Annotated in this window: 16 protein-coding genes; 8 read left to right on the top strand and 8 right to left on the bottom strand. The window is 69.5% G+C overall.

Features of this window, described 5'->3' with window-relative positions:
- Window positions 1-14 precede the first annotated feature (14 nt).
- The 5 genes from QTI33_RS05120 to QTI33_RS05100 form a co-directional block, all read right to left on the bottom strand.
- The gene (locus tag QTI33_RS05120) at window positions 15-3,074 is read right to left on the bottom strand and encodes an efflux RND transporter permease subunit (protein WP_286504704.1); all 3,060 of its coding nucleotides are present in this window, start codon (window positions 3,072-3,074) and stop codon (window positions 15-17) included.
- The gene (locus QTI33_RS05115; RefSeq protein WP_286504703.1) at window positions 3,071-4,180 is read right to left on the bottom strand and encodes an efflux RND transporter periplasmic adaptor subunit; all 1,110 of its coding nucleotides are present in this window, start codon (window positions 4,178-4,180) and stop codon (window positions 3,071-3,073) included. Before QTI33_RS05115 ends, QTI33_RS05120 begins: the two co-directional genes overlap by 4 nt.
- 32 nt (window positions 4,181-4,212) lie before the next feature.
- Window positions 4,213-5,403 carry an arginine deiminase gene (locus QTI33_RS05110; protein ID WP_444814815.1) on the bottom strand — a complete coding sequence of 397 codons (1,191 nt, stop codon included), beginning with the start codon at window positions 5,401-5,403 and terminating at the stop codon, window positions 4,213-4,215.
- A 116-nt stretch (window positions 5,404-5,519) separates the two neighbouring features.
- On the bottom strand, window positions 5,520-6,941 hold the full coding sequence (locus QTI33_RS05105; protein ID WP_286504701.1) for a basic amino acid/polyamine antiporter: 1,422 nt from the start codon (window positions 6,939-6,941) through the stop codon (window positions 5,520-5,522).
- Between the two features lie 122 nt (window positions 6,942-7,063).
- Entirely contained in the window at window positions 7,064-8,209 is a 1,146-nt protein-coding gene (locus tag QTI33_RS05100) for a tetratricopeptide repeat protein (protein ID WP_286504700.1), read from the bottom strand.
- A 256-nt stretch (window positions 8,210-8,465) separates the two neighbouring features.
- Here QTI33_RS05100 and QTI33_RS05095 point away from each other — a divergent pair, with 256 nt between their 5' ends.
- Genes QTI33_RS05095 through QTI33_RS05085 form a run of 3 tightly spaced genes read left to right on the top strand, consistent with a single transcriptional unit; the run spans window position 8,466 to window position 10,736 of the window.
- Window positions 8,466-9,518, top strand: a complete 1,053-nt coding sequence (locus QTI33_RS05095; RefSeq protein ID WP_286504699.1) for an SAM-dependent methyltransferase — start codon at window positions 8,466-8,468, stop codon at window positions 9,516-9,518.
- Window positions 9,511-10,314 (top strand): DUF1295 domain-containing protein, encoded by an 804-nt coding sequence (locus tag QTI33_RS05090; protein WP_286504698.1) that lies wholly within the window; start codon window positions 9,511-9,513, stop codon window positions 10,312-10,314. Before QTI33_RS05095 ends, QTI33_RS05090 begins: the two co-directional genes overlap by 8 nt.
- Complete coding sequence (locus tag QTI33_RS05085; protein WP_286504697.1) at window positions 10,311-10,736, top strand: DUF2177 family protein; 426 nt, start codon at window positions 10,311-10,313, stop codon at window positions 10,734-10,736. The genes QTI33_RS05090 and QTI33_RS05085 overlap by 4 nt, the downstream gene beginning before the upstream one ends.
- Window positions 10,737-10,744: 8 nt before the next feature.
- Here the strand turns inward: QTI33_RS05085 and QTI33_RS05080 are convergent, their stop codons facing one another.
- Both QTI33_RS05080 and QTI33_RS05075 read right to left on the bottom strand, forming a co-directional pair.
- Window positions 10,745-11,401, bottom strand: a complete 657-nt coding sequence (locus QTI33_RS05080; RefSeq protein ID WP_286504696.1) for a ChrR family anti-sigma-E factor — start codon at window positions 11,399-11,401, stop codon at window positions 10,745-10,747.
- Window positions 11,398-11,961: a sigma-70 family RNA polymerase sigma factor gene (locus QTI33_RS05075; protein WP_286504695.1), complete on the bottom strand. Its 564-nt coding sequence runs from the start codon at window positions 11,959-11,961 to the stop codon at window positions 11,398-11,400. The genes QTI33_RS05080 and QTI33_RS05075 overlap by 4 nt, the downstream gene beginning before the upstream one ends.
- A 202-nt stretch (window positions 11,962-12,163) precedes the next feature.
- On the opposite strand from QTI33_RS05075, the gene QTI33_RS05070 reads away from it, so the two are divergent.
- The 5 genes from QTI33_RS05070 (at window position 12,164) to QTI33_RS05050 (ending at window position 16,513) form a co-directional block, all read left to right on the top strand.
- A complete protein-coding gene (locus tag QTI33_RS05070) occupies window positions 12,164-13,522 on the top strand; it encodes an NAD(P)/FAD-dependent oxidoreductase (protein ID WP_286504694.1) in 1,359 nt (452 codons plus the stop codon).
- Entirely contained in the window at window positions 13,519-14,316 is a 798-nt protein-coding gene (locus QTI33_RS05065) for a DUF1365 domain-containing protein (RefSeq protein WP_286504693.1), read from the top strand. The genes QTI33_RS05070 and QTI33_RS05065 overlap by 4 nt, the downstream gene beginning before the upstream one ends.
- A complete protein-coding gene (locus QTI33_RS05060; RefSeq protein ID WP_286504692.1) occupies window positions 14,313-15,545 on the top strand; it encodes an SAM-dependent methyltransferase in 1,233 nt (410 codons plus the stop codon). The genes QTI33_RS05065 and QTI33_RS05060 overlap by 4 nt, the downstream gene beginning before the upstream one ends.
- Before the next feature lie 76 nt (window positions 15,546-15,621).
- The gene (locus tag QTI33_RS05055) at window positions 15,622-16,179 is read left to right on the top strand and encodes a fasciclin domain-containing protein (RefSeq protein ID WP_286504691.1); all 558 of its coding nucleotides are present in this window, start codon (window positions 15,622-15,624) and stop codon (window positions 16,177-16,179) included.
- 46 nt (window positions 16,180-16,225) lie between these two features.
- Window positions 16,226-16,513 (top strand): DUF4148 domain-containing protein, encoded by a 288-nt coding sequence (locus tag QTI33_RS05050; RefSeq protein WP_286504690.1) that lies wholly within the window; start codon window positions 16,226-16,228, stop codon window positions 16,511-16,513.
- Here the strand turns inward: QTI33_RS05050 and QTI33_RS05045 are convergent.
- A complete protein-coding gene (locus QTI33_RS05045) occupies window positions 16,510-16,989 on the bottom strand; it encodes an Lrp/AsnC family transcriptional regulator (RefSeq protein WP_286504689.1) in 480 nt (159 codons plus the stop codon). The genes QTI33_RS05050 and QTI33_RS05045 overlap by 4 nt on opposite strands.
- Window positions 16,990-17,093 lie beyond the last annotated feature (104 nt).

The raw sequence follows: 17,093 nt of genomic DNA, 5'->3' as shown, positions 1-17,093 counted from the left end.
CGCGTCGACCAGGACTACGCCGGCTCGACCGCACCGGCCGGCCGGTCTTCCCTGCCGAACACCAGCACGTAGAGCGTCGGCAGGAACACCAGCGTGAGCAGGGTGGCGACCAGCAGCCCGCCCATGATGGCGAAGGCCATCGAGCCCCAGAACACCGTCGGCGCGATCGGAATCAGGCCGAGCACGGTGGAGATCGAGGTCAGCATCATCGGCCGCATCCGCGAGGTGGCCGAGGTCACCACGGCATCGAGCACGTTCATGCCCTCGGCCCGGTAGGTCTCGATCTGCACGATCAGGATCACGCCGTTCTTGGCGATCATGCCGATCAGCGCCAGGATGCCCAGGATGGCCACGAAGCCCAGCGGCCGGTTGAAGATCAGCAAGGTCAGCACCACGCCGATCAGGCCCAGCGGCATCACGCAGACCACCATCGCGAGGCGCCTGAAGCTCACCAGCAGCACCATCATGCTCAGCAGCATGAGCACGATCATCAGCGGCACGACGGCGAACACCGAGGCGCTCGACTCGGCGCTTTCCTCGGACAGGCCGCCGGTCTCGATCTTGTAGCCCTTGGGCAGACCGGCGTTGAGCTCCTTGATCTTCGGCGCCAGCGCCTCGACCACCGTGTCGGGCAGTGCGCCGTGGATGACGTCGGCCCGCACCGTGAGCGTCGGCACCCGGTTGCGGCGCCAGACCAGCGGCGACTCCTGCTCCTCCGAGAAGGTCGCGAACTGGCTCAGCGGCACCATCCGCCCGCTGGCGGTCGGCACCTGCAGCGTGCTCAGCGTCTGCAGCGACAGCCGCTGCTCGGCACTGGCCCGGGCGACCACGTTGACCAGGTAGATGTCGTCGCGCACCTGCGTGACCGGGGTCCCGGTGACGGTGGCGTTCATGATGGTGGCCAGCGCGGCGCTGCTGATGCCGAGCTGGCGCGCCTCGTCCTGGTTGATGCGGATGCGGATCTGCCGGGCCGGCTCCATCCAGTCGAAGTTCACGTGCCGGGCCTCGGGGTGGCCGCCGAGGACGCCCGCCAGCTCGAGCGAGATCCGGCGCACCTCGTCCTTGTCCGGCCCCATCACGCGGTACTGCAGCGGCCAGCCCACCGGCGGCCCGAGTTCGAGCGGCGAGATGCGCGCGACGATGTCCGGGAACTGCTCGGCCAGCGCCTTCTCGAGCTTGAGCTGCAGGCGGTCGCGGGCCTCGAGGTCCTTGGCGACCACGATCACCTGGGCGAAGAAGGGATTGGCCAGCTGCGCGTTGAGCGTGAGGATGAAGCGCACCGCGCCGCGGCCCACGTAGGTGCTGAAGTGGTCGACGTCCGGGTCGTCCTTGAGCAGGGCCTCGAAGCGCTTGGCTTCCTCCTCGGTGGCATAGATCGAGGCGTTCTGGCGCAAGGTCAGGTCGACCGTCAGCTCGGGCCGGTCGGAGGCCGGGAAGAACTGCTGCGGCACGAAGCGCACCAGGAACATCGACACCACGAAGGCGGCCAGCGTGAGGCCGATGGTCAGCCACTTGGCGCGGATCGCGCCCTGCAGGAAGCCGCCGAAGGCATTCAGGAACTTGCTCGGCTTGACCACCGCGTCGGCCTTGGGCGTCTTGAGCAGCGCCTTGCCGACCAGCGGCGCGAAGATCACGGCGCCGAGCCAGGACACGATCAGCGCGATCGCCACCACCGCGAAGATCGAGAAGGTGTATTCGCCCGCCGAGCTGCGCGCGAAGCCGATCGGCACGAAGCTGGAGATCGACACCAGCGTGCCGATCAGCATCGGCGCCGCCAGCGTGCGGTAGGCGAAGGTCGCCGCCTGGTCCTTGGTGTCGCCGGCCGCCAGCCGGTTGAGCATGGCGTCGACCGTGGTCATCGCGTCGTCGACCAGCAGGGTCAGCGCGATGATCAGCGCTCCGAGCGACACCCGGTGCAGGTCGATGTGGACGAAGTCCATGACCGCGAACACGATCGCCAGCGTGAGCGGGATCGACAGCGCCACCACGGCGCCCGGACGCACGCCCAGGCTCACGAAGCTGCACACCAGGATGATCGCGATGGCCTGCCACAGCGAGGCCATGAAGTCGTTGATCGCGACGTCGACGGTCACGGCCTGGTCGGCCACCAGCGTCGGCTCGATGCCATGCGGCAGGTTGGCCGTGACGTCGGCCATCACGGCCTTGATGTTCTTCCCCAGCGCCAGGATGTCGCCGGCGTCGCGCATCGCGATCGCCAGGCCGATCGCCGGCTTGCCGTTGACCCGGAACATCGGCTGCGGCGGATCGGAGAAGCCGCGGCGCACGGTCGCGATGTCGCCCAGGCGGATGTTGCGCCCGCCGAGCACCAGGTTGACCGACTCGATGTCGCGCTCGGAATCGAAGGCGCCGGTCACGCGCATGAACATGCGCTCCTGCTCGGTGTGCAAGGTGCCGGCCGGACGGATCACGTTCTGTGCCTGCAGCGCCTGCACGATCGCGCCATAGTCCAGCCGCAGGCCGGCCAGCCGTTCGGTCGAGAACTCGATGAAGATCTGCTCGTCCTGCGCGCCCAGCACCTCGATCTTCGAGACGTCGGGCACCTGCAGCAGCCGCGAGCGGGCCGACTCGACCTGGTCGCGCAGTTCGCGGAAGGTGAAGCCGTCGGCCGTGAAGGCATAGATGATGCCGAAGGTGCTGCCGAAGTCGTCGTTGAAGAAGGGCCCGACCACGCCCGACGGCAGCGTCTGGCGCATGTCGCCGATGTTCTTGCGCACCTGGTACCAGATGTCCGCCACTTCGCCCGGCGGCGTCGACTGCTTCAGGTCGACGAAGATCGTCGTCTGGCCGGCCGTCGTGTAGCTGCGCACGCGATCGAGGTGATGCGTTTCCTGCAGCGTGCGTTCGAGCCGCTCGGTGACCTGCGACAGCGTCTCGTCGACCGTGGCGCCGGGCCAGCCGGCGGCCACGATCATGGTGCGGAAGGTGAAGGTCGGGTCCTCGCCGCGCCCCAGCCGCAGGAACGACAGCGTGCCCGCGACGACCGCGACGATCATCAGGAACACCACCAGCGAGCGCTTCGAGAGCGCCCACTCCGACAGGTTCGGGCCGATCACTTCGCGGCCTCGAGCCAGCGGACCTTCTGCCCCGGCCGCAGGGCCTGGACCCCGGCGGTGACGATCACGTCACCCGGTGCCAGCCCGTTCGAGACCTGCACGCGGGCCGCGTCGTAGGCACGCACCTCGACGTTGCGCGGCGATACCGTGCCGGCCTTGGTGTCGACGATCCAGACGGCGGTCTGGCCGCCGCTGCGCATCAGCGCGCTGGCCGGGATGTCGAGCGCCGCCTCGGTGTCGAGCTTCATGCGGCCGGTGACGGTGCTGCCCAGGCGCATCGCGGCGGGCGGGTTGATCAGGCGCACGCGCACGGCGAAGGTGCCGGTGACCGGATCGGCGCGCGGCGACACCTCGCGCACCTTGCCCTGGGCCGTGACGCTCGGGTCGCCGCCCAGCGTGACCGTGATGTCGGGGTTGCGCGGCGCGATGTCCTTGATCTGCGCCGGGACGTCGAACACCGCGTCGATCGCGCCTTCGCGCGCGACCTGCACCACCATGCGGCCGGCGCCGATCACCTCGCCGGGCTCGGCGCCGCGCGCCGTCACCACGCCGGCGACGTCGGACAGCAGCCGGGTGTAGCTCAGCCGGTTCTGCGCGATGTCGACCAGCGACTGGGCCGAATTGACCTGCGACTGCGTGACCTTGAGCATCGCCTCGGCCTGCTCGAACGAGGCCCGCGAGACCGCGTTCTCGGCCAGCAGGTCGCGCATCCGGTTGAAGGTGTTGCGGGCCTCGATGCCCTGCGCCTGCGCCGCCGCGAGCTGGGCCCGGGCCGACTGCAGGCTGCTGTCTTCGTTCATCTGGTCGAGGCGGGCCAGCAGCTGGCCGGGCCGGACCCGGTCGCCGATGTCGACGTTGCGCTCGATCAGCCGGCCGTCGATGCGGAACGACTGGTTGACCTCGCTCTGGGCCTGCACGCGGCCCGTGAGCGACACCGAGTCGCCGACGGTGCGCCGCTCGATCGTGATCACGCGGACCGGCCGCACCTCCGGCGCGGGCGCCTCCTCGGCGCGCCTGCAGGCCGACAGGGACACCAGTGCCACGACGGCCAGCAGCGTCGTCGTCCCGGACCGGATTCCAAAGCGTTGGGCAGCGGATTTCTTCACATGCACGAGCTGGCTTCCTCTTTCATCTTGCGTCAGAAGTCGACCGGATCGCGAATGATCGGGCAGGTCATGCAATGGCCGCCTCCCCGTCCGCGGCCCAGTTCGGCACCGACGATGGTCACCACCTCGATGCCCTGCTTGCGCAGCAGCGTGTTGGTGTAGGTATTGCGGTCGTATGCATAAACCACGCCCGGTGACGCGCAGACCAGATTGGCGCCGCTGTCCCACTGGGTGCGCTCGCGCTGGTAGTCGCTGCCGCCGGCCTCGACCACGCGCAGCTTCTTGAAGCCCAGGGCCTGGGCCACGACGTCGACGAAGGGCTTGTTCTCGGCATGCAGTTCGACGCCGCTCGGATGGCTGCTGGGCCGGTACGAGTAGGTGCGGGTCTGGTTCATGAAGTCCGGCGCCAGCAGCACGCAGTCGCGGTCGGCGAAGGTGAACACGGTGTCCAGGTGCATCGCGGCGCGGATCTTCGGCATCGCCGCCACGATCACGCGCTCGGCCGCGCCCTTCTTGAACAGCGTGGCCGCCAGCTGGCTGATGGCCTGGCGCGAGGTGCGCTCGCTCATGCCGATCAGCACGTTGCCCTTGCCGATCGGCATCACGTCGCCGCCTTCGAGCGTGGCCAGGCCGTGGTCTTCGGTCGGGTCGCCCCACCAGACGTTGACCTTGCCGGCGAAGTCGGGATGGAACTTGTAGATCGCGGTGGTGAGGATGGTTTCCTCGTGGCGCGCCGGCCAGTACAGCGGGTTGAGCGTCACGCCGCCGTAGATCCAGCAGGTGGTGTCGCGCGTGTAGAGCGTGTTGGGCAGCGGCGGCAACAGGTATTCGGTGACGCCGGCGGCCTCGCGCACCACCGCCAGCGCCTTGCCGCCGACCGACTCGGGGAAGTCGTTGGTCGACAGGCCGCCGATCAGCGTCTCGGCCAGCTTGCGGTTGTCCAGGCCCTCGAGGTAGCTGCGCAGTTCGTCGATGAAGCCGAGGCCGACCTGGTCGGGCACCACCTGGTTGTCGAGGATCCACTTCTTGCCTTCGGGCACCGCCACCGTCTCGGCCAGCAGGTTGTGCATCTCGACCACCTCGATGCCGCGGTCGCGCATCTTGGTGACGAAATCGAAGTGGTCGCGCTTGGCGTTCTCGACCCACAGCACGTCGTCGAACAGCAGCTGGTCGCAGTTGCTCGGCGTCAGGCGCGAATGGGCCAGGCCCGGGGCGCACACCATCACCTTGCGCAGTTGCCCGACTTCCGAGTGCACGCCGAACGTTGTCTCTTTCGCTTCCGTAGTCGCCATGATGATCTCCAAAGATCCGATGAATGAACGGTATATCCAGCTTGTGACTAGATGGTGATGGTGCCGGTCGCGAGGCCGTAGATGCCGACCACGGCACCCACCACCGCGACCAGGAAGATGACCCAGTCGGTGACCGTGAAGACGGTCTTGCCCTGCTCGCGCCGGGCCCAGATGTAGAGCAGCGTGCCGGGCGCGTACAGCACCGCCGACAGCAGGATGAACTTGAGGCCGCCGGCGTAGATCATGAACACCGTGTAGATCACCGCCACCGACGCCATGATCAGGTCGCGCGTGCGCTCCTCGGGGCGCAGCTGGTAGGTCTCGGCGCGCTTCGAGATCATGAAGCCGTAGGCGGCCACGAACAGGTACGGGATCAGCGCCATCGCGCTGGTCAGGTTGAGCATCAGCGCGAAGGCGTCATTCGAGAAGTAGGTGGTGATCACCAGCAGCTGGACGATGATGTTCGACAGCCACAGCGCGTTGGCCGGCACCTGGTTGCTGTTCTCCTTGGCGAAGATCGCCGGCATGTCCTTGGTCTTGGCCGCGGTGAACAGCACCTCGGCGCAGATCAGCGACCAGGCCAGGTAGGCGCCCAGCACCGAGACGATCAGGCCGACGCTCACGAAGATGGCGCCCCAGTGGCCGACCACCGCCTCCAGCACCGTGGCCATCGAGGGTTGGCGCATGCCGGCGATGTCGGCGCGCTGCAGCACCGCGTAGGGCAGCATCGACACCAGCACCATCAGGCCGGTGACGCCGATGAAGCCGATGATGGTGGCCTTGCCGACATCGGCGCGCTCCTTGGCGAAACGCGAATAGACGCTGGCGCCCTCGATGCCGAGGAACACGAACACCGTGACCAGCATGGTGGCGCGCACCTGCTCGAAGATCCCGCCCTCGAGGCCGCCGCCGTACAGGTTGGCCCTGAACAGGTCCATCTTGAAGGCGAAGGCCAAGAGCGCGATGAAGACCAGGATCGGGATGATCTTGGCGACCGTGACCACGCTGTTGATGAAGGCCGCCTGCTTGATGCCGCGCAGGATCATGAAGTGGAACAGCCAGATGCCCACCGATGCGACCACGATCGCCACCACCGTGTTGCCGTCGCCGAAGACCGGGAAGAAGGCGCCCAGCGTGGACTTGATGAGCACCCAGTACGACACGTTGCCGATGCAGCTGCCGATCCAGTAGCCGAAGGCCGACAGGAAGCCGGGGTAGTCGCCGAAGCCGGCCTTGGCATAGGCGAAGACGCCGGCGTCGAGGTCGGGCTTGCGCTCGGCCAGCGACTGGAAGACCCGCGCCAGCATGTACATGCCGGTGCCCGCGATGAGCCATGCGATGACGGCCCCGAGCGGGCCGGTCGCGTTCGCGAAGGTGCGCGGCAAGGAGAAGATCCCCGCGCCGACCATGCCGCCCACCACCATCGCAGTGAGCTGCATGCGCGACATCTTTTGGTCAGTCGAAGCCATTCCTACTCCTTGTTGTTCTACGCGATCACTTCAATCCGAGCCTTCGCTTGGCGCCCGCAGGATTGATCCGTCAATGAGGTTTGTCAAGGCGCACGCATACGCACGCCGCGAACCGCTCGTCCTCAGAAGGCCTTGCGGATGTTCAGCCAGAACTCCGTCGAGCTGTAGTTGAATCCGATCGAGTTGCTCTGGTCTCGAATCCAGAGCACCTCGGGCCGCAGCGTCCAGGTGGGCACGAACTCCCACACCAGGTAGGCACCGACCTCGTACAGGTTGTCCTTGCGGCGCAGCAGCACGCTGTTGTCGAGCGTGTCGGGGTGGAAGTGGATGCGGTCGTTGTTGAAGGCATCGTGCTCCCACCAGACGAAGGTGCCCCAGCCCACCTTGCTGTTGACGGTGAAGTCGAGCGCGGCGGTGGCGCCGTAGAAGCTGGAGTTGCCGTCCGGCCGGCTGGTCGCGAAATGCTGGCCGCCATGCGCGGTGAGCGTCAGGCTGCCGGCGCCGTCCAGCAGCGAATGCACCCAGCCGCCCGAGACTTCGGCGCTGGTGCGACTGCTGTCGCGCAGCCTGCCTTCGGGATAGCGGCGGCGGCGGTACTCGGCGCCCAGCGTGAGCTGGTTGTCGGGGTCGACGCGATAGCGGTAGTCGGCGAACAGGCCGGCGTCGTTGCGGTAGTCGCCGTCGCCGCGATAGCTGTTGCGCCCGCGGAGTCCGACCGCCAGGTTGCTGTCGCCGAACGAGCGGCTGCCGGCCAGGCGCCAGCGCAGGTCGGAGTCGTTGCGGCTGTCCGAGTTGTCGTAGTGGCGGAAGCGATAGTCCAGCGTGGCGTCGATCGCGTAGTCGTTCGGCAGCGCATAGTTCAGGCCACCGCCCGCGCGCGCGTTGTAGAAGGTGTCGCGGCGGTCGCCGCCGCCGAGCGCGTTGGTGCCGACGGTGCTGTTCACCCGGTAGCGCCCGATGCCGGTCTCGGCATAGCCGAAACCGGTGAGCGGCCGCTTGCCGTCCAGCGCCTGGGTCGCGGCCTGGTTGTAGATCTCGACCTGGCTCAACAGGTCCTGCGGCAGGTTGTCGAAGCGCAGCACGGTCTCGAACTCGATCTTCGCCTCGGCGTACTGCCCGAGCACGTAATAGGCGCGGCCGAGTTCCAGGTGCGCGGCGACCGTGCTCGGGGGCTGGGCCTGGGCAGCCTGCACCAGTTCGCGTGCCCGCGCCGGATCCGGTTCGGCCGCGAAGGCCGCCGCGGCAGCGAACAGTGCGATGGCGCCCACGAACGCGCACCGTGCACCATGGTGCCCGCCTTGTTTCCTCTCGCGTCGGCTCATTCAAGCTCCTCCTGAGGCCATGCCCCTTTTTTGGGCATTAAACACGGACGTTTCCTCATCGGCAATGCGAATGAACAGAACAGATACGTCTTGACAATGTTGGAAACACAACATCCATGCACCGCGCTGATCCAAACTGCCGCTGGCCGCGTACCAGAGACCGGGGCACTGCACCGGTGCCGACGTTCGAGGAAACGCAGGCATGCCGAATCACATCGCCGGAGCCATCGGCTGGGTCGAGAAGGGGCTGGTGCCGGACCGCGTCGTGCGCTTCGGCATCCGGCGCCTGCTGCAGGCGCGGCTGGCCGAACTCGGCGATGGCGACCGCGCGGCCAGCGCCAGGCTGACCCACGACTTCATCGCCTCGATGCGCAGCGCGGCGCTCGCGCCATGGCCCGACGCGGCCAACGCGCAGCACTACGAGCTGCCGGCCGACTTCTTCGGCGCCGTGCTCGGCGGCCACCGCAAGTACAGCAGCGGCTACTGGCCCGCCGCCGGCTGCACGCTGGACCAGGCCGAAGCCGCGGCGTTGGCGCTCACGTGTGAGCGGGCCGGGCTGGCCGACGGCCAGGAGGTGCTGGAACTGGGCTGCGGATGGGGGGCACTCAGCCTGTGGATGGCCGAGCGCCATCCGGCGAGCCGCATCACCGCCCTGTCCAACGCGCGGGGCCAGCGCCTTCACATCGAGGCCGAGGCGCGGCGCCGCGGCCTGCGCAACCTGCGCGTCGTGACCGCGGACATCAACGCCTTCGACACCCGCCAGCGCTTCGACCGGGTGGTGTCGGTCGAGATGTTCGAGCATCTGCGCAACTGGCCGCAGGCCTTCGCCAACGTCGCGCGCTGGCTGGCGCCGCAGGGCCGATTCTTCATGCATGTCTTCGCGCACCGGGACACGCCCTACGCCTTCGTCGCGCGCGACGACAGCGACTGGATGAGCCGCCATTTCTTCACCGGCGGCATGATGCCCAGCGACGCGCTCGCGGCCCGCTGCCAGGACAGCCTGCGGCTGCTGGAACAGTGGCGCTGGGACGGCACGCATTACCAGCGCACGGCCGAGGCCTGGCTCGCCAACATGGACCGCCGGCAACAGGCCCTGCGCCCGCTGTTCGCGGCCACCTACGGTGCCGAGGCCGCCATCTGGTGGAACCGCTGGCGCGTGTTCTTCATGGCGGTGGCCGAGCTGTTCGGCTTCGCCGGCGGACGGCCGTGGGGTGTGAGCCACTACCTGTTCGAGCCGGCGCAACGCCATGATTGACGATTCGCCGATGGCATTGCCCGCGCTGGCCGGCCTGGCCCTGATCGCCGGCCTCGCCGTTCTGACCTGGCTGGTCAGCCTGCGCCAGCGCGACGCCAGCCTGGCGGACCGCGCCTGGCCGGCCTTCATCGGCGGCGCCGCGCTGGTCTACCTGGCGCTGCTGCCCGGCACCGGCGTGCGGGCCTGGCTGATGGCGGCGCTGTGCATCGTCTGGGCCCTGCGCCTCGCTCTCTACATCCACCGGCGCAACCGCGGCCGCGGCGAGGATCGGCGCTACCAGCAGATGCGGGCACGGCACCAGCCGCACTTCGGGCGCAAGAGCCTCTACCTGGTGTTCGGCTTGCAGGGCATGCTGGCCTGGGCCGTGACGGCGCCGCTGCTGGTCGGCATGGCGGGCGGGCGGGCGCTGGGCGGACTCGACGCCGCCGGTGCGGCGCTGGCGGCGTTCGGCATCGCCTTCGAGGCCATCGCCGACGCCCAGATGGCGCACTTCAAGTCCCAGTCGTCGCAGCGCGGCCGGGTGATGGACCGCGGCCTGTGGCACTACAGCCGCCATCCGAACTATTTCGGCGAGGCCTGCGTCTGGTGGGGGTTGTGGCTCATGGCCCTCGCGGCGGCCGGCTGGGGCGCCGCCTGGGCCGCCCTCTCGCCGGCGCTGATGACGCTGCTGCTGCTGCGGGTGTCGGGCGTGCGCCTGCTCGAGCAGGACATCGCCGAACGCCGGCCGGCCTACCGCGGCTACGTCGCGCGCACCAACGCCTTCATCCCGGGGCCGCCGCACAAGGACCCGGCATGAGCTTCAGGCAGTTCGCGATCGCCTACGGCGCCACCGCGGCCGTCTTCCTGGGGCTCGACGCCCTGTGGCTGACCACGATGGCGGACCTGCTCTACCGGCCGGCGCTCGGCCACCTCCTGCGCGAGCGCTTCGCGCCCTGGCCCGCCATCGTCTTCTACGCGGTCTACGTCGCGGGCGTGGTGGCGTTGGCCGTCGCCCCCGCGCTCGGCCGGCGGCAATGGCGCGGCGCGCTCGGCAGGGGGGCGCTGCTCGGCCTCGTCGCCTATTCCACCTACGACCTCACCAACCAGGCGACCCTGAAGGACTGGCCCTGGCACGTGACCTTGGCCGACCTCTGCTGGGGCGTGTCGGCCACCGCGGTGGCGGCGGCCGCCGCCTGCTGGCTGGCGAGCCGCCCGAGCCGCCCTGGCGCGGCCGCCTGACGGGGGCCCTACATCCCGACCAACGAGCCCAGCATGCGCGCCAGCGCGCCCTCGAACAGCACCCGGCCCTCGACCGAGGCCAGGCAGATGCACTCGCCGGCCGCCAGCACCTTGGGCTGGTGGCGGATGTCGCCATCGGTCTCGTCGAAATCGCCCGCGCCGAAGAGGGCCCGGCCGTCGTGGAAGGCGCCATGCAGAACCTGGGTCAGCTCGCTGTGGCTGTGGGTGTGGACCGGCAGTTCCCGGCCGGCACCGATGCGCAGCAGGAAGACATTGGCCTTGGGGTCGCCAGGCAGCGTGACGCGGCTCCAGCGCATGCCGGGCCCGAGCCAGCGCCACGCGGTCGCGCTGCAGCCGCGCAGCGCACGCGGCCAGGCCATGCCCTGCGGCAGCGGCGGCCGGCTGGCGCGTCGCAGCGCGGGCTTCGCCTGCGGCGGCGCCGGCGCATCGATCGCGGCCAAGGTGCGCGCCAGCGCCTGCGAGGGCAGCACGGCCGGCGCCAGCTGCTCCAGCATGGCGCCGCCGATCGATTCGAGTTCGCGCAGGCGCGCCTGGCATTCGCCGCAGCCCTCGACATGGCTGGCGACCAGCAGCGAATGCCCGCTGGAAAGGGTGCCGGCCGCCTGGGCCAGCAGGAGTCCGTCGTCCGGGTGATGGTGGATCATGGTTCGAGCGCGTCGAGCAAGCGACGCAGATGGTTCACGGCAAGCCGCACGCGCGACTTGACGGTGCCGAGCGGGATGCCCAGGTCGTGCGCGATCCGCGCATGCGGCTGCTCTTCGTAGAACGACAGGTGCAGCACCTGTGCCTGCTCGGCGGGCAGCCGCGCGAAGGCCTCGCGCACGCCGCGCGCGCGCCGCCCGGCGCGCAGCTGCTCGTCGAGCCCCAGCGCGGTGTCGGGCAGTTCAGCGACCTCGTCGTCGTCGCCGTCGACGAAGCTCGCCCCGCCCTGGCGCCGGAAGTGGTCGACCCGCAGGTTGCGGGCGATGGTGAAGATCCAGGTCGAGACACCGGCCTGGCGCGGGTCGAACATCGCGGCCTTGCGCCAGACGCTGATCAGGGTCTCCTGCGCCAGTTCCTCGGCCAGGCCCTCGGCACTGCCGCCGCGCATCAGGTAGGCCTTCACGCGCGGCGCGAAATGGCGGAACAGCACGGCGAAAGCCTGGCGATCACCCTCGCGGGCCACGGCCAGCAGCATCTCGCTGAGTTCTTCGCTAGTCGGCATCGCACCCCGGTTCTGATGCAGCGTCAGTGTCGAGCGGCCAGGGGGCCTGGGCAATACAGGCCTTGCGGCCGCTGCGGAGGGCTGTCGCACGGTGATCATGCCGTTGATACGCACCGGCGGCGAAATTAGATCACAGCGTTTGCTGATCCAAAACCGCCCGGCCGGCGTAGAACCCAGGTCACCCGTGCCAGGACCCGCCGCCATGAGAACCCACTTCACGCCCGACGGCCCCCCTGCCCCGCGCGCCGCCGACCGGCCGGCGCTGGCCATCGCCGTCATCGGCAGCGGCATCGCCGGCCTCTCGGCCGCCTGGCTGCTGGCGCAGCGGCACCAGGTCACGCTGTTCGAGGCCGATCGCCGGGCCGGCGGCCACAGCCATACGGTCGACGTGCCGTCGGCTGGCGGCCCGATCGCGGTCGACACCGGCTTCATCGTCTACAACGAAGCCGCCTACCCGAACCTGAGCGCGCTGCTGGCGCACCTGGCGGTGCCGACCCGGCCCGCCGAGATGTCCTTCGCCGTGAGCCTCGACCAGGGCGCGCTGGAATATTCGGGCAGCGGCCTGCGCGGCCTGTTCGCGCAGCCGGCCAACCTCGCGCGGCCGCGCTTCTGGTCGATGCTGCGCGACCTGGTGCGCTTCTACCGCCAGGCGGCCGGCGACGCCGAGCGCTTCGGGCCGATGCCGCTCGACGTCTACCTCGACCTGCGCGGCTACGGACGCGCCTTCCGCGACGACCACCTGTACCCGATGGCCGCCGCCATCTGGTCGACCCCGGCGGCGCAGATCGGCCGCTACCCGACCGAGGCCTTCATCCGCTTCTGCGAGAACCACCAGCTGCTCGAACTCGGTGGGCGCGACGCCTGGCGCACCGTGCAGGGCGGCAGCCGCAGCTACGTGCAGCGGCTCGCCGGCCTGCTCGGCGACCGGCTGCGGCTGGACAGCCCGGCGATCGAGGTGCGGCGCGACGGCCAGGCCGCTTTCGTGCGCTGCGCCCCCGGGGCCGCGGCCGAGCGCTTCGACCACGTGGTGATCGCGACCCACGCCGACCAGGCACTGCGGCTGCTGGCCGATGCCAGCGCGCACGAGCGCCGGCTGCTCGGCGCCTTTCGCTACAGCCGCAACCGCGCCGTGCTGCACAGCGACGCCACCCTGATGCCGCGGCGCCGCGCCGTCTGGTCGAGCTGGAACTACGTCGCCGACCGCCGCCGCAGCGACGCCCTGAGCGTGACCTACTGGATGAATCGGCTGCAGGGCATCGCCGAATCCACGCCCCTGTTCCTGACACTCAATCCCTGGCGCGACCCGGCGGCCGGCCACCTGATCCACAGCGAGGTCTACGAGCACCCGTTGTTCGATGGAGCCGCGCTGCGCGCGCAGGGCGAACTCTGGTCGCTGCAGGGCCGCGGCCGCACCTGGTTCTGCGGCGCCTATTTCGGCTCGGGCTTCCACGAGGACGGGCTGCAGGCCGGACTCGCCGTGGCCGAGGCGCTCGGGCAGGTGCGCCGTCCATGGCGGGTCGCGAACGAGTCGGGGCGGCTGCGGCTGCCGGCCGAGACATGAGCCTCCGCCCGGACGAATCGGCGCTGTACGTCGGCCGCGTGATGCACCAGCGGCTGCGGCCGGTCCGCCATCGGCTGGACTACCGCCTGTTCTCGCTGCTGCTGGACCTGGACGAGCTGGCCGATCTGGATCGCCGGCTGCGCCTGTTCTCGCTCGACCGCTTCAACCTCTTCAGCCTGCACCAGGCCGACTACGGCGATGGCCGCGGCCTGCGAGCGCATGTGGAGCGGCAGCTCGCCGCCGCCGGATTGCCCACCGGCGGCCCGATCCGCCTGCTGAGCATGCCGCGCATCCTCGGCCATGCCTTCAATCCGCTGTCGGTCTACTTCTGCCTGCGGCCGGACGGCGTGCTGCAAGCGATCCTCTACGAAGTCAACAACACCTTCGGCGAACGCCACGGCTACCTGATCCCGGTCGACGAAGCCGAAGCCGGCGGCGAATCCATCCGGCAGCAGTGCGACAAGCGCTTCCACGTCTCGCCCTTCCTGGGGCTCGACATGCACTACGGATTTCGCATTACGCCGCCGCGGGCCGGGCGCGCGGGCCTGGTCATCGGCGTGGATGCGAGCGACGCCGGGGGCGTGCTGCTGCACGCGCGGCTCGACGCGCGGCGCCGTCCGCTCGGCGACGCCGCGCTGCTGCGCGTCTTCTTCACCCACCCCCTGCTGACGCTCAAGGTCGTGGCGGGGATCCACTGGGAAGCGCTGAAGCTGTGGACGCGGGGCCTGCGCCTGCACGCGCGCCCCGCGCCGCCGGCCACGCCGGTCTCCATCACCAAGGCCCGAGATCCATGAGCGCACCCTCCTCTTCCTCCCACGGCTTCGGCGGCGACGACCGCGCCGGCGGCGGCCCGCTGCGCCAGCTGCTCGCGCGGCTGCTGCGCAGCCTGAGCCAGGGTGCGCTCCACGTGCAGCTGCCGGACGGCCAGCGCATCGCGGGCCGCGCCGCGGCGGACGGACCGCAGGCCTCGATCACGCTCAACCGCTGGCGTCCGCTGCTGCGGCTGCTGCTGCAAGGCGACCTCGGGCTGGCCGCCTCGTACCGCGATGGCGACTGGTCGACGCCGGACCTGGCCGCGCTGCTCGAGTTCGGGATTCGCAACGAAGCCAGCTGGGGCCGGGTGCTCGAAGGCTCGTGGTTCGCGCGCCGCCTGGGCGACCTGTTCCGCCTGCGCCGCGCCAACACGCGGCGCGGCAGCCGGCGCAACATCGCCTTCCACTACGACATGGGCAATGACTTCTATGCCCAATGGCTGGACCCGGCGCTGATCTACTCGAGCGCGCTCTACGCCCGCGGCGACGAATCGCTCGAAGCGGCGCAAGCCGCCAAGATCGATCGCATCGTCGCGCTGCTCGACCTGCCGCCGCGATCGACGGTGCTCGAGATCGGCTGCGGCTGGGGCGCGCTGGCCACGGCACTCGCGTCCCGCCACGGCGCCCGCGTGACCGGCCTGACGCTGTCGACCGAACAGCTGGCCCACGCCCGGGCACAGGTGCGCGCGCAGGGGCTCGCGGACGTCGACCTGCGCTTGCAGGACTACCGCGATATCGAAGGCCGCTACCAGCGCATCGTCTCGATCGAGATGCTGGAGGCGGTCGGCGAGCGCTACTGGCCGTTGTACTTCGACACGCTGCGCGAGCGGCTCGCGCCCGGCGGCTCGGGCGTGCTGCAAGTCATCACCATCGCCGAAGACCATTTCGACCGCTATCGGGCCAGCACCGACTTCGTGCAGCGCTTCATCTTCCCGGGCGGCAAGCTGCCATCGGTGCGCGCGATGACGGCGCACGCCGAGCGGGCAGGCCTCGTGCTGCAGACGGCCGAATCCTTCGGCGCGAGCTATGCGCTCACGCTGGCCGAGTGGCGTCGCCGCTTCCATGCGGCCTGGCCGGCCATCGCCGCGCTGGGCTACGACGATGCGTTTCGCCGGCTGTGGGAGTACTACCTGTGCTATTGCGAAGCGGGCTTTCGCACCGGCCGCGTCGACGTCGGTCTCTTTAATTTCTCGCACGCCTCCCAACGCTGATCTGCGGCGCCCGCACCTGCGTATCAAGAGCAGCCGTCGCGCATCTCGCGGCGGTGCATTCAACCAGGAGCACTCCATGCAGATCAGATTCCAACGCGCCGCTTCCATCGCCCTCGCCGTCTCGCTCGCCGTCGGCGCCGCTTCGGCCATGGCGCAGGTGATGGTCGGCGGCGCACCGATGCTGCCGACCAAGGACATCATCGACAACGCGGTGAATTCGAAGGACCACACGACGCTGGTGGCGGCGGTCAAGGCCGCGGGCCTGGTCGACACGCTCAAGGGTCCGGGCCCCTTCACGGTGTTCGCGCCGACCAACGAGGCCTTCGCCGCGCTGCCCGACGGCACCGTCGACATGCTGCTGAAGCCGGAGAACAAGGGCAAGCTCGGCACCATCCTCACCTACCACGTGGTGCCGGGCAAGATCGACGCCGCGACCCTGATGAAGGAGATCAAGGACGGCGGCGGCATGGCCTCGCTGAAGACCGTGGCCGGCGGCGCGCTGACCGCCAAGACCGCCAATGGCAAGGTGATGGTGGTCGACGCCAACGGCAACGCGGCCAACGTGACGATCGCCGACGTCGTGCAGTCCAACGGCGTGATCCACGTGGTCGACAAGGTGCTGCTCCCAAAGTAAGGCCCCGGCGCAGCGCCACGCTCATCCATTTCACGAGGACAACGCCATGAACTCCAGACAGATCGCGATCGCGGCCCTGTGCGGCCTCTCGGCTTTCGGCGCGCGGGCTTTCCAGGGCGAGCAGAACCCGCTGCCGCCGCCGCCCTTCCAGTCGATGCAATCGCGCGCCGAGGTGCGGGCGCAGGCCCTGCAGCCGCTGCCGATCAGCAACGGCGGCACCGGCGTCGCGGCGCGGGTCGGCATGGCCGACCGCGCGCAGGTACGCGCCGGCGCGCGCGCCATCAGCGCCGAAGGCGCGGCGGCCTACGGCGACACGACCACCCGCGTGCGCTAAGCCGGAACCGGCGGAATCGGCAGGTCGTCGAAGCGCCGGAACTCCTGCAGCGAAAAGCTGCTCTGCACCTGCCTGGCCCCCGGCAGGCGCTGCAGCCGGGTGGTCAGCAGGGCCGAATACGCATCGAGGTCCTCGGCCACCACCATCAGCAGGAAGTCGGCGTTGCCGCTCATGCCGTGGAACATCACGACCTGCGGGATCGCCAGCACGGCCTCGACGAACTCACGCGAGCGAGCTTCGGTCTGAAACTCGATGCTGATGCTGACGAAGGCCACCACTCCGTAACCCAGCGCCCGGCGATTCAGCCGCGCGTGGTAGCCGTCGATCAGGCCCGACTCTTCCAGGCGCTTGATGCGGCGCCAGCAGGGCGATTGCGACAGCCCGGTCATCTGCGCCAGCTCGCCGGTGGTCAGGCGGGCGTTCTGCTGCAGGGCGGCAAGCAGCTGGCGGTCGGTATCGTCCGATTCGATCTGCATAAAAAAACCCGACATTGACTACATGGGGACAAAATTATGCGCCAATCAAAAATTTGTTGGCACGGCGATCCTTCGAATCAAGAATCCTGGCCCAGCCTTGCCTT

The sequence above is a fragment of the Variovorax davisae genome, assembly GCF_030316845.1.
In the GTDB taxonomy this organism is placed as follows: domain Bacteria; phylum Pseudomonadota; class Gammaproteobacteria; order Burkholderiales; family Burkholderiaceae_C; genus Variovorax; species Variovorax davisae.
The sequence above is the reverse complement of the archived record's forward strand: the minus strand, read 5'-3'. Positions and strand labels throughout refer to the sequence as shown.